The organism is Microbacterium sp. KKR3/1 (assembly GCF_021272365.1).
Taxonomy (GTDB): Bacteria; Actinomycetota; Actinomycetes; order Actinomycetales; family Microbacteriaceae; genus Microbacterium; species Microbacterium aurugineum.
Map to the genome: position 1 here is coordinate 533111 of NZ_JAJSDW010000002.1, position 15094 is coordinate 548204.

Annotated in this window: 13 protein-coding genes; 8 read left to right on the forward strand and 5 right to left on the reverse strand. The window is 68.9% G+C overall.

What is annotated here, in order from left to right; genetic code table 11:
- The first annotated feature begins 10 nt into the window (after positions 1-10).
- Entirely contained in the window at positions 11-1144 is a 1134-nt protein-coding gene (locus tag LVJ59_RS14315) for a UDP-N-acetylmuramate dehydrogenase (RefSeq protein ID WP_232763539.1), read from the forward strand.
- Between the two features lie 30 nt (positions 1145-1174).
- Positions 1175-1576 carry a VOC family protein gene (locus LVJ59_RS14320; protein ID WP_047524843.1) on the forward strand — a complete coding sequence of 134 codons (402 nt, stop codon included), beginning with the start codon at positions 1175-1177 and terminating at the stop codon, positions 1574-1576.
- Positions 1577-1708: 132 nt separating this feature from the next.
- Here LVJ59_RS14320 and LVJ59_RS14325 read toward each other — a convergent pair whose 3' ends face one another.
- Complete coding sequence (locus tag LVJ59_RS14325) at positions 1709-2908, reverse strand: pyridoxal phosphate-dependent aminotransferase (protein WP_131492341.1); 1200 nt, start codon at positions 2906-2908, stop codon at positions 1709-1711.
- 81 nt (positions 2909-2989) lie between these two features.
- Positions 2990-4084 (reverse strand): alanine dehydrogenase, encoded by a 1095-nt coding sequence (ald, locus tag LVJ59_RS14330; protein WP_232763540.1) that lies wholly within the window; start codon positions 4082-4084, stop codon positions 2990-2992.
- 105 nt (positions 4085-4189) lie between these two features.
- Here ald and LVJ59_RS14335 point away from each other — a divergent pair, with 105 nt between their 5' ends.
- Positions 4190-4708 (forward strand): Lrp/AsnC family transcriptional regulator, encoded by a 519-nt coding sequence (locus LVJ59_RS14335; protein WP_131492339.1) that lies wholly within the window; start codon positions 4190-4192, stop codon positions 4706-4708.
- 13 nt (positions 4709-4721) lie between these two features.
- On the opposite strand, the gene LVJ59_RS14340 is transcribed toward LVJ59_RS14335, so the two are convergent.
- Positions 4722-6176: a PLP-dependent aminotransferase family protein gene (locus LVJ59_RS14340; RefSeq protein ID WP_232763541.1), complete on the reverse strand. Its 1455-nt coding sequence runs from the start codon at positions 6174-6176 to the stop codon at positions 4722-4724.
- A gap of 68 nt (positions 6177-6244) precedes the next feature.
- Between LVJ59_RS14340 and LVJ59_RS14345 the strand changes: the two genes are divergently transcribed.
- Complete coding sequence (locus LVJ59_RS14345) at positions 6245-7243, forward strand: aldo/keto reductase (RefSeq protein ID WP_232763542.1); 999 nt, start codon at positions 6245-6247, stop codon at positions 7241-7243.
- A gap of 139 nt (positions 7244-7382) precedes the next feature.
- Here the strand turns inward: LVJ59_RS14345 and aceB are convergent, their stop codons facing one another.
- On the reverse strand, positions 7383-9053 hold the full coding sequence (gene aceB / locus LVJ59_RS14350; protein WP_232763543.1) for a malate synthase A: 1671 nt from the start codon (positions 9051-9053) through the stop codon (positions 7383-7385).
- Between the two features lie 143 nt (positions 9054-9196).
- The gene (gene aceA / locus LVJ59_RS14355; RefSeq protein ID WP_232763544.1) at positions 9197-10522 is read right to left on the reverse strand and encodes an isocitrate lyase; all 1326 of its coding nucleotides are present in this window, start codon (positions 10520-10522) and stop codon (positions 9197-9199) included.
- Positions 10523-10760: 238 nt separating this feature from the next.
- On the opposite strand from aceA, the gene LVJ59_RS14360 reads away from it, so the two are divergent.
- The 4 genes from LVJ59_RS14360 to LVJ59_RS14375 all read left to right on the forward strand — a co-directional run bounded on the left by LVJ59_RS14360 (position 10761) and on the right by LVJ59_RS14375 (position 15058).
- Positions 10761-12203: a helix-turn-helix domain-containing protein gene (locus tag LVJ59_RS14360; RefSeq protein WP_232763545.1), complete on the forward strand. Its 1443-nt coding sequence runs from the start codon at positions 10761-10763 to the stop codon at positions 12201-12203.
- A gap of 113 nt (positions 12204-12316) precedes the next feature.
- The gene (locus tag LVJ59_RS14365) at positions 12317-13420 is read left to right on the forward strand and encodes an ABC transporter substrate-binding protein (protein WP_131494301.1); all 1104 of its coding nucleotides are present in this window, start codon (positions 12317-12319) and stop codon (positions 13418-13420) included.
- A complete protein-coding gene (locus LVJ59_RS14370) occupies positions 13405-14217 on the forward strand; it encodes an ABC transporter ATP-binding protein (RefSeq protein WP_131494303.1) in 813 nt (270 codons plus the stop codon). Before LVJ59_RS14365 ends, LVJ59_RS14370 begins: the two co-directional genes overlap by 16 nt.
- Entirely contained in the window at positions 14210-15058 is an 849-nt protein-coding gene (locus LVJ59_RS14375; protein ID WP_047522375.1) for an ABC transporter permease, read from the forward strand. Before LVJ59_RS14370 ends, LVJ59_RS14375 begins: the two co-directional genes overlap by 8 nt.
- Positions 15059-15094 lie beyond the last annotated feature (36 nt).

Consider the following 15094-nt stretch of genomic DNA (forward strand, 5'->3'; position numbering starts at 1 on the left):
GGGCGGTCTGATGCGGGAGATCGAGCCGGTCCGTCTGGCGGAGCTGACGACGCTCCGCACGGGCGCAGCGCCGGAGCGGATGTTCGAGGCGACGACGACCGAGGGTCTCGTCGAGTCCCTTCGTGAGACGTGGGCGCACGGCGACGAGTGGTTCGTCCTCGGCGGCGGCTCCAACCTGTTCGTCGGCGACGAGCCCTTCGAAGGCACCGTGATCCGAGTGCGTACGGAGGGCATCGAAGAGCTTCCCTCCCCGCACCCGGGTCGCATCCGTCTGCGCGCGCAGGCCGGACACGGCTGGGACGACCTGGTCGCCTACGCGGTGGCCCGCGGCTACGCGGGACTCGAGGCGATGAGCGGAATCCCGGGCACCGTCGGCGCCGCCCCCGTGCAGAACATCGGCGCGTACGGGCAGGAGATCCAGGAGACGCTGGTCGAGGTCGAGTTGATCGACGAGTCGACTGGCGAGATCTCGACCGTTCCAGCGGCCGACCTGGGCCTCGGCTTCCGTACTTCGGTGCTCAAGCATCACCACGGAAGCGTGCCGCAGCGTCGCGCCGTGATCCTCACGGTGACCGTCGACCTGCTGATCGCTGGGGAGCGCGTGGTCCGCGGCGAGCAGTTGCGGCGTGCGCTCGGGCTCGTCGACGAGACGCCGGTCCCGCTCAGCTGGGTCAGGGAGCGGATCCTCGCCACCCGTGCGTCGAAGGGGATGATCCTGGACGATGCGGATCCTGACACGCACGGCGTCGGATCCTTCTTCCAGAACGCCATCGTGACCGCGGCGGTGGCCAGGTCGCTGCCGCCCGAGTGCCCGCGCTGGCCGGTCGCCCCGGACCTCGATGCGGTGACCGTGATCCCCCTCGCCGCCTACGACGGGCAGGTTCCGCCGTCGAAGCCCGCGACCGTCTCCGATGTCAAGGTGAGCGCGGCCTGGCTGATCGAACAGGCCGGCATCCGCAAGGGGTTCAAGCTCCCGCGCTCACGCGCATCGGTGTCGACGAAGCACGCGCTCGCCCTGACCAACCGCGGTGGTGCGACGGCGGCAGAGGTCTCCGAGCTCGCACGGTTCATCCAGAGCAGGGTGCACGCCGAGTTCGGTCTCGTGCTGCAGCCGGAGCCCGTGCTGGTGGGCGTCGACCTGTAGGACCTCGACGGTCGCGGATACACTCGCGGCATGAGCGGACTGATCCCGTACCTGCTGTTCCCCGGCAACGCCGCAGAGGCGCTCCATCACTACCAGGGCGTGTTCGGGGGTGACCTGCAGCTGTTCGACTACGCCGCAGCCGGGCGTCATGACGGCCCGGGCGATGCGGTCGCGCACGGGCAGCTGAGCGGACTCGTCGAGCTCGCCGGCGCGGATGCCGGTGCCGACGACGACGCCGTCCAGATGGGCGGCATGTTCCTGTCGCTCCTCGGCACGGCCGACGCTCTGACCCTCACCGAGTGGTTCGACAAGCTCGCCGCCGACGGGCGAGTGCTCGACGCCTTGCAGAAGCGCCCCTGGGGTGACTACGACGGCACGCTCGTCGACCGCTACGGCATCCGCTGGCTGATCGGCTTCCATCCCGAGGACTGACCGCCGAGACCCCCGCCACACGTCGAGACCCCCTCGCAGCACCGCGGCTGCGAGGGGGTCTCGACGGTCAGCGGGGGTCTCGGCCGACGGAGCGGGACCGGTCGGAGCGGGACCGGACGGAGCGGGACCGCGTCAGGCGAACAGGCGCTGGAGGCGCTGCACGCCCTCGAGCAGCTGGTCGTCGCCGAGCGCATAGGACATGCGGATGTAGCCGGAGGGACCGAAGGCCTCGCCGGGCACGACCGCGACCTCGGCCTCGTCGAGGATGAGGTCGGCGAGCTCGAGCGAGGTGGTCGGCGTGACGCCGCGCCAGGTCCGACCGAGCAGGCCCTGCACGTCGGGGTAGACGTAGAACGCGCCGAGGGGGTTCGGGACGACGAGGCCGTCGATCTTCGACAGCTCCGACACGATGAGGCGACGGCGGCGGTCGAAGGCCTCGCGGAACTGCTCGGCTTCGGTCTGCGGACCGTTGAGCGCGGCGATGGCAGCCTTCTGCGCGACGTTGTTCACGTTGCTGGTGAGGTGCGACTGCAGGTTCCCGGCGATCTTGATGGCGTCGGTCGGGCCGACCATCCAGCCCACCCTCCACCCGGTCATGGCGTAGGTCTTCGCGACCCCGTTGACGAGGATCGTCTGACCGGCGACCTCGGGCACCGCCTCGACGATCGAGGTGGCCTTGACACCTTCATAGGTGAGGTTCTGGTAGATCTCGTCACTGATGATCCAGATGCCGTGCTCAAGCGCCCACTGTCCGATGGCACGCGTCTCTTTCGCGGTGTACACCGATCCGGTCGGGTTCGACGGCGACACGAAGACGAGCACGGTGGTTCGTGCGGTGCGCGCGGCCTCGAGCTGCTCGACCGTGACCTTGTAGTCCTGGTCGGCGCCGGCGAAGACCTCGACCGGGGTGCCGTCGGCGAGACGGATGGCCTCGGGGTACGTGGTCCAGTACGGCGCGGGGAGCAGCACCTCGTCGCCGGGGTTCACGACGGCCTGGAACGCCTGGTAGACGGACTGCTTGCCACCGTTCGTCACGATGACCTGGCTGGGGGAAACCTCCAGGCCGGAGTCGCGCAGGGTCTTCGCGGCGATCGCCTCACGCAGCGCAGGCAAGCCGGGAGCGGGCGTGTACCGGTAGCTCGCGGGGTCGGCGAGTGCCTCCGCGGCGGCGTCCACGATGAACTGCGGCGTCGCGAAATCGGGCTCGCCTGCGGCGTAGGAGATGACGTCCTTGCCCTCGGCCTTGAGGGCCTTGGCCTTGGCGTCGACCTTGAGGGTCGCGGATTCGGCGATGGCGGACAGCTTGCGGGAGAGAGGAGCGCGTTCGGTCACGACTACGAGCGTACTCGGGTCGATGCGGCGCGCGAGGTGTGGGATGTCGCCAAGATCCGAGGTTCTTTCGGGTCTGGAAGGTCAGTCCGTCGGGAAGCCGTGCGCCTGCGCGACGGCGGGGAGGGTGATGTGCCCGTTCTGGACGTTCAGTCCCTTCGCGAGCGCGGCATCCTCGGACGCGGCACGCTCCCAGCCCTTGCCGGCGATCGCCGAGACGTAGGGCAGCGTCGCGTTGGTCAGCGCACGGGTCGCGGTCTCGGGAACCGCGCCGGGCATGTTCGCGACGCAGTAGTAGATCGAGTCGTGCACGGCGAACGTGGGGTCGTCGTGAGTGGTCGGGCGCGAGCCCTCGAAGCATCCGCCCTGATCGATCGCGATGTCGACGAGCACGGATCCCGGCTTCATCGCGGCGACCATGTCGTCGGTGACGAGTTTGGGGGCAGCGGCGCCGGGGATCAGCACGGATCCGATCACGAGGTCGGCGGTCCTGAGCTCTTCGGCGATGTCGTAGCGGCTCGAGGCGCGGGTCTCCAGCGCGCCGCCGTAGCGGTGCTCGAGCTCGCGCAGGCGCGGGAGGGAGACATCGATCACGGTCACGTTCGAGCCGAGTCCGAGGGCGTTCGCGGCGGCATGCTCACCGGCGACGCCGCCTCCGATCACGACGGTCTTGGCGCGAGGGGTGCCGGCGATGCCACCGAGCAGCATTCCGCGACCACCTTGCGAGCGGAGCAGCGAGTGCGAGCCCATGACCACGGAGAGTCGTCCGGCGATCTCGCTCATCGGCACGAGCAGCGGCAGGCTGCGGTCGGGCAGCTGCACGGTCTCGTAGGCGACGGCCGTCGTCCCGGCATCCACGAGCGCGGTGGTCAGCGCGCGGTCGGCGGCGAGGTGGAGGTAGGTGAAGAGCGTGAGGTCGGGCCGCAGGAAGCCGTACTCCTGGGCGATCGGCTCCTTGACCTTGAGCAGCAGATCGGCTTCGCCCCAGGCCTCGGCGGCGGTCGCGACGATCTCGGCGCCGGCGGCGCGGTAGGTCTCGTCCGTGATGCCGGAGCCGAGCCCTGCGCCGGTCTGCACGAGCACGCGGTGGCCTTCGTGGACCAGCCGATCGGCGCCGGCCGGGGTGAGGGCGACGCGGTTCTCGTTGTTCTTGACCTCGGTGGGGACGCCGATCTTCATTGATCCTCCAGGGGTGTGATGAGGTGACCGACCCAGGATCGCAGAAACATCGCCAGATCAACAGAATCACTGAAGACTATTCGTCGATGCCCGAAATCCTGAATAATGCTTCGTATGGAGATGCCTTCTGACGCCCCGGGGCCGAACAGCGTTCGGGCGCCCGCGCTCGATGCGATCGACGCGAGGATCGTGCAGCTGCTCACCGCCGACGGACGGATGACGAATGCGGAGCTCGCCGCTCGGCTCGGGGTCGCACCGTCGACGGCCCACACGCGGTTGCGCGCGCTGATCGATCGGGGGGTGATCACCGGGTTCCACGCGAGCGTGGACGAGCGGAAGCTGGGGGCCGGGCTCCAGGCGATCATCGGGGTGACCCTGCGTCCGAGCGGTCGCCGGGAGAGCATCGTCGAGTTCGCGGACCGGGTGCGTGTCCTCCCGCCCGTGATCCAGGTGTTCTTCCTCGGCGGTGACGACGACTTCCTCCTGCACATCGCGGTCGCCGACTCATCGGAGATGCGGGAGTTCGTGCTCGAGCATCTGTCGGCCCAGAGCAGCGTCGCCTCCACCCGCACCAGCATCGTGTTCGACTATCACCGCAACTCGGTGGCCGCGTCGTTCCACTGAGCGGAGTGAGTCGTCAGCGGACGAGCGGGGAGTCCAGGACCGCCGCCAAGCGAGCCACCGCCTCCTCGACGAGTGCATCATCGAGGTTTCCGTACCCGAGGACGAGCGCATCCGGAGGATCGGCCGCGTCGGTGTAGCGGTGCAGCGGGGTGAGCGCGAGCCCCTCGGCGGACCCGGCGTCGACCACGGCGGACGCACGGGCGTGGGTCGGCAATGTCAGCACCAGGTGCATGCCGGCGGCGATGCCCGACACCCGCAGCTCAGGGAGCTCGGCCGTGAGCGCGTCGAGCAGCCGTTGCCTCCGACGACGGAACCGTGTGCGCGAAGATCGCAGGTGTCGCTCGAAGTCACCCTGGGTGAGGAAGTGCGCGAGGGCGGCCTGATCGATCAGTGACGGCGCACTCGGGGACGGCGCGGGGGTGAGGCCCGGCGGCAGCACCATCCACCCGAGGCCCAGCGCGGGCGAGACCGATTTCGACAGCGAACCGATCAGCACGACGCTGTCGGGCGCGAGTCGCTGCAGCGCGGGGACAGGACGCCGGTCGTAGCGGAACTCGGCGTCGTAGTCGTCTTCGATGACCAGCCCCGCGCACTCCCGCGCCCAGCGGACCAGCTGCTCGCGACGGGCGGGCGCGAGCGCGGCTCCGAGCGGGAACTGGTGCGCCGGAGTCACGAGCGCGGCACGTGCGCCCGTGCGAGCGGCGAGGGCGGCGAGCATCTCGGTGTCGACGCCGTCGTCATCGACCGGGACAGGCACCGGACGCAGTCCGTTGTGTTCGGCGACCGCGCGCAGTCGTGGCCAGCTCGGGTCCTCCACCAGGATCGTCCGGTGCCCGCGCCCGTGCAGTTCCCGCGTGAGGATGTCCATGCCGTCGGTCGCGCCGTGGGTGATCGAGACGCGATCGGGTTCGGCATCCGCATGGCGCGATCGGGCGAGGTAGGCGGCGACGGCGGCGCGGGCGGGAGCGTATCCGAAGGGATGCGCGGCGATGAGGTCGCGATCGGGGAGGTCGGCGAGACCGGCGCGCACGGCTGCCGCCCACCGTGATCGAGGAGTGGAGCGGAGGTCGGGGATGCCCGGGCGCAGGTCGTAGCGGATGGGTGACGCGGGGGCCTCTGCGGGTCTCGGTGCGAGGTCGCGCGGCCACGGACGATCGGGGAGGCGGGCGGCGTTCGGCATCACCGGCCGTTCGGCGACCCTCGTCGCGGACCCGGTCCGCGCTTCCAGCACGCCCTCGGCGACGAGCTGCCCGTAGGCCTCGGTCACCACCCACCGTGAGACTCCCAGCGTCTCCGCCAGGGCCCGGCTCGGCGGCACCGCGGCTCCGGGGGAGAGTCGTCCCTCGTCGATCGCTCGGCGTACGGCTGACTCCACCCGATCCCGTAGCGGCAGGCGCACGGAAGACCCGCTCTCGGCGCCCAGGTCGAGGAGGGTCTCCCACGCGAGAATCGGTCTGGTGTTCTGCATCGTGATTGGAGTGTATCCCCGAGCCGATTGGTCTCTAGCGTGGAGCCATCCCCCGAGAAAGGACCTCCATGCAATACCGCACCCTCTCCGACGGCCGTACCTCGTTCGACGTCTCGACCCTGTGCCTGGGGGCCATGAACTTCGGCACCCGCACCGATGAGGCCACCGCGCGTGCGATCCTCGACCGCTTCGTCGAGGCGGGCGGCACGTTCATCGACACCGCCAACAACTACAGCCTCTGGGGCAACGGCACCGGTCGCGACAGCGAGGATCTGCTCGGGCGCTGGATGGGTGACCGCGGCAACCGTGACGCGCTGCGCATCGCCACCAAACTCGGCGCCGCGCAGAAGGATCCGTCCAAGCCCCTGTCGAACACCCCGCCGACGAACTTCGAGGGGCTCTCCGCCGAGGTCATCCGACGGCAGGCTCCCGAGAGCGCACGGCACCTGGGCATCGATCACATCGACGTGCTGTACGGGCACGTGGACGACAGCGAGGTTCCGCTCGCTGAGACGGTCGGCGCGTTCGGCGAACTTCAGGCGGAGGGCCTCGTCGGCATCACCGGCATCTCCAACGTCCCGACCTGGAGGGTGGTGGAGGCGCGAGAGGAAGCGCGGCGACTCGGCATCGCGCCCTACGGCGTAGTGCAGCAGCAGTACAGCTACCTGTACCCCGCGCCACGCCTCGGGCGGAACAACTTCGTCACCCCCGGGCTGCTCGACTACGCGGCCTCCACCGGCACCGCCGAGCGTCCGCCGCTCGCCGTCACTGTGTACTCACCGCTGCATCAGGGAGGGATCGCGCGTCTCGACAAGCCGCTGTGGGGCGGCGTCGATCATCCGTCCAGTCATGCTCGCCGTGCGCTGCTGCACGAGGTCGCCGGGGAGATCGGCGCGACACCGAACCAGGTCGCCCTGGCGTGGCTCCTCGGTGCACAGGTGCCGGTGATCCCGGTCGTCGGGGTGTCGTCGCTCGCCCAGTTGGAGGAGGCGTTGGGTGCGGCGGATCTCGTGCTGGACGCGGAGATCCGCGAACGCCTCGACGCCGAGCCGGGCGAGGCTCGCTGAGCAGGCTCGCGAGTCAGGCGCCGTACCGCGCTCCCGGCCAAGCCTTCCCGGTCAGCCCGCCCGATCGGCCCGGCTCGGGACCGGGAAGAGCCCCCGGGTGCGGTGTCCGCCGCGACCCCGAGGGCTCTTCGTCTATCGCTCAGTCCTCGTCGACCAGGAACCGGCTGTAGGCACCGAGTGTGAGGAAGGTCGGGAACTCCTCCCGCAGCGCGACCTCACGGAAGATCTCCGCCGCATCGTCGAAGCGGTCGCCGTGGCTGCGCGTCGCCTGAGCCAGCACCTGCGCGATCAGTCCCTCGACGTACTCGGCGGTGATGGGGGTGCCGTCCTCGGTGGTGCGGTCCTGGTGGATCCACTGCCACACCTGCGAACGGCTGATCTCCGCGGTCGCGGCATCCTCCATCAGGTTGTCGATGGCCACGGCGCCCAGTCCGCGCAGCCAGGCTTCGAGGTAGCGGATGGCGACCGAGACGTTGTCCCGCACACCCTGCGCGGTGATCGGCCGTCCGATGTGCAGGTCGAGCAGATCGCGCGCCTCCACGTGCACATCGTCGCGCTGACGGTCGACCTGATTCGGACGAACGCCCAGGACGGCGTCGAACTCCGCCTGCGCCGTGGGGATCAGGTCGGGGTGCGCGACCCAGGTGCCGTCGAAGCCGTCGCCCGCCTCGCGCTTCTTGTCGGCGGTGACCTTCTCGATGGCACGCGCCGTCACCTCGGGGTCACGACGGTTCGGGATGAACGCGCTCATGCCGCCGATCGCAAAGGCTCCCCGCTTGTGGCAGGTCTGCACGAGCAGGTCGGTGTACGCCCGCATGAACGGCACCGTCATCGTGACCTCGCTGCGGTCGGGGAGCACGAACCGCGCGCCGCGACCCCGGTAGTTCTTGATGATCGAGAAGATGTAGTCCCACCGCCCGGCGTTCAGCCCCGCGCAGTGGTCGCGCAGCTCGTAGAGGATCTCGTCCATCTCGAACGCGGCGGGCAGCGTCTCGATCAGCACGGTCGCGCGGATGGTGCCGTGCGGGATGCCGATGTACTCCTCGCTGAAGGAGAAGACGTCGTCCCACAGCTTCGCCTCCTCGCTCGACTCGAGCTTGGCGATGTAGAAGTACGGTCCGCGGCCGCTCTCGATCAGCGCCTGAGCGTTGTGCAGGAAGTACAGCCCGAAGTCGACGAGGGAGCCGGACGCCGAGGTGCGACGACCCGCACGGTCGGTGAACGCGATGTGATTCTCCGGCAGGTGCCATCCGCGCGGGCGCATCACGATCGTGGGGGTGCGCTCCGCCGTGACGCGGTACTCCTTGCCTTCCGGGGAGGTGAACGACAGCTCGCCGCGGATGGCGTCGCGCAGTGAGAGCTGCCCCTCGATCACGTTCTTCCAGGTCGGGCTCGTGGCATCCTCCTGGTCGGCGAGCCACACGCGTGCGCCGGAGTTGAGCGCGTTGATCGTCATCTTCGGGTCGGTCGGGCCGGTGATCTCGACGCGCCGGTCCTCGAGACCGGGTCCTGCGCCGGCGACACGCCAGTCACGGTCTTCCCGGATGTGTGCCGTGTCCTCGCGGAAGCGCGGGTCGTGTCCGTTGCCGATCTCGAAGCGCCGACGCATCCGGTCGGCGAGTCTGTCATGGCGACGGGCGGCGAACCGGTGGTGCAGTTCGGTCAGGAAGGCGATCGCCTCGGGCGTCAGGATCTCCTCGTAGCGCTCGCGGAGGGGGCCGGTGACCTCGATCGCAGGGCCCAGCTGGGTCGTCTGGATCGGGCCCGTGGTCGGGGGAGCGGTGGTCGGGGGAGCGGTGGGCGTGGTCATGATCGTGGGTCCTTTGCGTTGCGGGGATGCCGAGAGAAGGTCGACGCCCCCTCCTGTCGTCGACACCCCCTCCGGCTCGCGTGGGAGGGCGGGGGTCTCGACGGGGAGAGGGGGCCTCGACGGAGGCGGCATCGGCTGACGGATCAGTGGAACTGTGCGGCCTCGGTGGAGCCGGCCAGGGCGAGGGTCGCGCTTTCGGGGTTGAGCGCGGTGGAGATGACGTCGAAGTATCCGGTGCCCGCCTCGCGCTGGTGCTTGGTGGCGGTGTAGCCGTGGGCTTCGGCGGCGAACTCGGCTTCCTGCAGCTCCACGTAGGCGCTCATGGCGCGATCGGCGTAGCCGCGGGCGAGGTCGAACATCGAGTGGTTCAGGGCGTGGAAGCCGGCCAGGGTGATGAACTGGAACTTGTAGCCCAGGTCTGCCAACTCCTGCTGGAACGTCGCGATCTCGGCGTCCGAGAGGTGCTTCTTCCAGTTGAAGCTCGGCGAGCAGTTGTAGGCCAGGAGCTTACCGGGGAACTGTGCGTGGATGGCCGCGGCGAAGTCCCGGGCGAGCTGGATGTCGGGCTCGCCCGTCTCGACCCACAACAGATCGGCGTAGGGAGCGAAGGCGAGGCCGCGGCTGATGACCGACTCCAGGCCGGGGCGGATCCGGTAGAACCCCTCGGTGGTGCGCTCGCCGGTGGTGAACTCCTGGTCGCGCTCGTCGACGTCACTGGTGAGCAGGTCGGCGGCGAGGGCGTCCGTGCGGGCGATGATCACGGTCGGGACGCCTGCCACGTCGGCCGCGAGACGTGCGGCGTTCAGAGTGCGGATGTGCTGCTGGGTGGGCACGAGCACCTTGCCGCCGAGGTGGCCGCACTTCTTCTCGCTGGCCAGCTGGTCCTCCCAGTGGATGCCGGCGGCACCGGACTGGATGAGCGACTGCGCGAGCTCGTAGGCGTTGAGGGGTCCGCCGAAGCCGGCCTCCGCGTCGGCGACGATCGGGGCGAGCCAGTCCTGGGTGGTCTCGCCCTCCGCGTGCTCGAGCTGGTCCTGACGCAGGAGCGCGTTGTTGATGCGGCGCACGACGGCCGGCACCGAGTTCGCGGGGTAGAGCGACTGGTCGGGGTAGGTCTGTCCGGCCAGGTTGCCATCGGCGGCGACCTGCCATCCGGAGAGGTAGATGGCCTTGAGACCGGCCCGCACCTGCTGCACGGCCTGGCCGCCCGTGTAGGCGCCGAGTGCCCGGACGTAGTCCTCGGTGTGCAGGAGGTTCCAGAGGTTGTCGGCGCCTCGGTGGGCGAGCGTGGCCTCTTCGCGGACCGAACCCCGGATGCGGATGACGTCCTCCGCCGAGTACGTGCGCTCGACGCCGTCCCAGCGGGGATCGGTGTCCCAGATCTCCTGGAGTTCGGCGGCCGTCTGAACCTGGTCGCCGGCTCGCAGACCGGCGGGGCGGGGCGTCGGGTTGTGGGCGGTGTTCGTCATGGTGTCTCCTCGGTGGATCCGGCTGCGGTGCCGGTGTGGCGTGGTTCCACTGTGCGTGAAGTTCAGGCATCTGAATGACCGATTCCACGCAGAAGTTTCGTCATTCTTCTGCTTCTGTGACAGAATCGCCTCCACTTGCACTCCGACCATCGGCGGTCGAAGTGCAAAAACGCGCCGGAAGTGCCTCGTGGAGGGGCGTTTCTGATCCCGCACGGGGTGCGAGCAAAAGAGGAGTGGGATGGATACCGCAGAAGAGACCGACGCCCTCACGATCGGTCGACGCATCCGACAGTTGCGCACCGCGCGAGGGATGACGCTCGACGACCTCGCCTCGGCGGTCGATCGCGCCCCCAGTCAGATGTCGATGATCGAGACCGGCAAGCGAGAGCCGAAGCTCACGCAGCTGCAGACGATCGCCCGCGCGCTCGGCGTCACCATCGACGCGCTGCTGGAGGGGGAGCCGCTCGACGAACGCAGCGCGATCGAGATCGCGCTGGAGCGGGCGATGAAGGGGCAGACGTTCCAGGCCCTCGGCATCGAGCCGTTTCGGATCGCGAAGAGCCTGCCGACCGACGCGTTGAAGGCGCTGCTGGCGCTGCACGGCGAGATCGACCGGCTCAGGGACGAGCGGGCCGCCACGCCGGAGGAGGCTCGGCGGGCGAACGTGGAGCTGCGGCACCTGATGCGTCGTCAGGACAACCACTTCGCCGACCTCGAGGCTAAGGCCGCGGAGATCCTCACCGCCGTCGGGCACCCCGGTGGCCCCCTCACCCAGCGCACCGCCTCCGAGATCGCGGCGTACCTCGGGTTCACGCTGCACTACGCGCCCGACCTGCCGCAGACCACCCGCAGCGTCGCGGACCTCGCGAACGGAAGGCTGTACCTGTCCAGCAGCGTGCCGGCCAAGGGGGATGCCCGCACCGCGGTGCTGCAGGCGCTGTCGAGCCGCATCCTCGGGCACTCCGAGCCGCGCAGCTACGCCGAGTTCCTGCGGCAGCGCGTCGAGACCAACTACCTCACCGGTGCGCTCCTCATCCCCGAGGCGCACGTGGTCCCGGCGCTGAAAGACGCCAAGCAGCGGCGGGCGATCTCGATCGAGGATCTGCGTGACGCGTACTCGGTGTCGTACGAGACGGCGGCGCATCGCTTCACGAACCTCGCGACGCGGCATCTCGACATCCCGGTGCACTTCCTCAAGGTGCACGAGTCGGGCACGATCACGAAGGCGTACGAGAACGACGACGTGAACTTCCCCACCGACCGTCTCGGGGCGATCGAGGGGCAGATGTGCTGCCGCAAGTGGACGTCGCGAGTGGTGTTCGACGAGGACGACCGCTTCAACCCGTACTACCAGTACACCGATACCGGCAACGGGACGTACTGGTGCACCGCGCGGGTCGAGGCGTCGAGCGAGGGACTGCACTCGGTCAGCGTGGGCGTGCGCTTCGATGACACGCGGTGGTTCGTGGGGCGCGACACCTCGCACCGCGGCGTCTCGAAACACTCGGTCGAGGTGTGCTGTCGTCGAGCGCCCGCCGAGCTGGAGGAGCGCTGGCGCGAGAACTCCTGGCCCAATGTGAAGACTCCGCGCACCCTGCTGGCGACCCTGCCGACCGGGTCTTTCCCCGGAGTCGACACGACCGACGTGTACGAGTTCCTGGAGGCCCACGCCCCTCGCTGAGTCCTTGCCGCCCTCGCGCGGTTCGTCAAAAGTTAGTTCGATCTTGCTTAGTCAATCTTGACTATGTTACTTTCATCGAGCCATCAACGACGAACGGCCGAGAAGGGACCCTCATGGCTACTTCCTCTGCGGAAACCCGATTCCGCATCACTGCCACCCTGACGTGCGTTCTCGCCGCCACGCTGACGCTCGGAGCATGCTCCGCGCAGACGCCAGGCGGCGATACCGCCCCCACGAGTGCGAGCGACACCGACGCCTGCAAGCGGAATCAGGATGCCGGCACCATCACCTACATCTCCGGTTACGGCTATTCCGCCAGCGCCGGGCAGCTCGACGTGTTCCTCGCCGAGGAGCTGGGCTACTTCGACGATCTCTGCCTGGACGTGGAGATCAACGCCTCCGGTGCGAACGGGCAGCAGCTCGTGGCATCCGGCCAGGCGCAGTTCACCGCTCTCGGCTCCGCATCCGATGTGATGCTGGCAGCGGCGAACAGCAAGAACCTCACAGCGGTCGCGACCTACGGCACCACCCCGCCGTTCTCGATCTTCGGCAACGAGAAGCTCGAGAGCCTCACCGACCTCGAGGGTGGATCGCTCGGATACTTCATCAACCTGACCCCGATCGCCTCGGCCATGCTCGATGAGGCCGGTGTCGACGTGTCGAAGGTCGAGATGGTCAAGATGACCAACTACGACCCGACCGTCGTCGTGCGTGAGCAGGTCGACGCCATCGTCGGCTACGCGTCCAACCAGCCGCAGTCGCTCAAGGCGCAGGGCCTGCCGTTCAGCGAGTTCCTCCCCTCCGACCTCGGCGTCGAGGGCACGTACAACGTGATGGAGGTCAACTCTCGCTTCCTCGACGAGCACCGCGAGGTCGCCGCGGACTTCATGCGGGCGAGTCTCAAGGCGCTGCAGTACTGCCTGGACGAGTCGGATGCCTGCATCGACACGCTCGCGAAGCTGGCCGAGGACAACAATCAGGGCGCCGCGTTCCCGCGCGATCAGCTCGCCCGCACGTGGGAAGTGGAGTCCGCATGGGTCCGGGAGAGCGCCGGCGGTAACCCCGGCGTGCAGAACGAGTCCATGTGGGAGCCCGAGTACGCCCTCGTGAAGAAGTACGGCGGCGTCAAGGACCTGCCCGCGATCGCCGACATGATGGACGCCGACCTGGTCGCCGACCTCTACGACGGCGACACTCTGACATGGCCGGCGAAGTGATGTCGGTCGCACAGGGCACGGGCGTCGAGGTCAGGAACGTCTCGAAGTCGTTCGGCGTCGACGGCGCCGAGGTCACGGTGCTCGACGACGTGAACCTCACGATCGGCATGGGCGAGTTCGTGTCGGTGATCGGCCCGAGCGGCTGCGGCAAGTCCACGCTGCTCAAGGTCGTCGCCGGTCTCCTCGAGGCCGATTCCGGCACGGTCACGATCGACGGTGAGAGCGTCACGGCGGCATCGCGGGACAAGAAGATCGGCCTCGTGCCGCAGTCGCCCGCGCTGCTGCCGTGGAAGACCGTGCGCGAGAACGTCGAGCTCCCGGTACGCATCAACGCCAAGGCGAACGCCGGAAGAGCTCTGCGCGACCCGGCGGAGCTGCTGTCGACGTTCGGTCTCGGCCAGGCCATGACGAAGTACCCCGGGCAGTTGTCCGGCGGCATGCAGCAGCGTGCCGCGATCGCCAGGGCCTTCGTGTTCGACCCCGCCATCATGTTGATGGACGAGCCGTTCTCGGCCCTCGACGAGATGAACCGGGACCTGCAGCGCATCGCCCTGCTGGAGTTCTGGCAGTCCAACCGGAAGGCCGTCATGTTCGTCACGCACTCCGTGCCGGAGGCGATCATGCTCTCCGACCGCATCGTGGTGATGGCCGCCCACCCCGGGCGCATCGCCCAGGTGATCGACGTCGACCTCCCGCGGCCGCGCACCGAGGAGGCCTATGCGACGGACGAGTTCCGCGAGCTGGAGGCAGTCGTGCGCGGTGCGCTGCGCGCGCAGACGGAGAAGGCCCATGTCTGAGCTGACGATGAGAGACACCACCGCGACCCTCGCGACCGCCCGCCTGAAGGCGCAGCCGCGCCGGGGCGTCCCGCCGTGGCTGCGCTGGGGGTCGTGGGGTCCCACCCTGATCACCTTCGTGATCGCCGCACTGCTGTGGCAGATCGTGGCCTGGACCAACCCGTATGTGCTTCCGACACTCGAGGCGATCGGCGGGAGTCTCGTCGACGATGCCGGCATGTACTGGTCGAACTTCCTCGTCACCCTGCTCGAGGTCGTGGTCGGTGCCGCCGCAGGCATCCTCGCCGGCTTCCTGCTGGCGGTGGTGATGGCGGAGTTCCAGATCATCGAACGGGCTGTGATGCCGCTCGTGATCATCGTGATGGTGACGCCGATCGTGGCGATCGCCCCGGCGCTGGTCGTGGCCTTCGGCTTCGGGATGGTCCCGAAATTCATCGTGACCGGGCTCGTGGTCTTCTTCCCGATGCTGGTGAACTCGCTCGCCGGTCTGCGTGATGTCGACCAGAAGGCGCTCGACGTCTTCAAGACGCTGCACGCCTCTCGGTGGGAGATCTTCCGCGAGCTGCGCTTCCCCGGCAGCATGCCCTACGTGTTCGCGGGGCTCCGCATCGCCCTGCCGCTCGCGGTCGTCGGCGCGGCGGTCGCCGAGTTCGTGGCGGCAGGTCAGCAGGCCGGCCTCGGTTCGCTCGTGACCACCTCGGCCGCGCAGGCGAACCTGCCCGTCACCTGGGCCAGCATCGCCCTGCTGTGTCTGCTCGGTGTGCTGCTGATCATCGTCCTCGCCCTGGTGCGCAAGCGTGTGCTCTGGTGGAGCGATGGCGAGGTCACCGCCAAGGGCTGACGCCGCACCCCCTCATCCCGGGACGGGAGCCCCCGA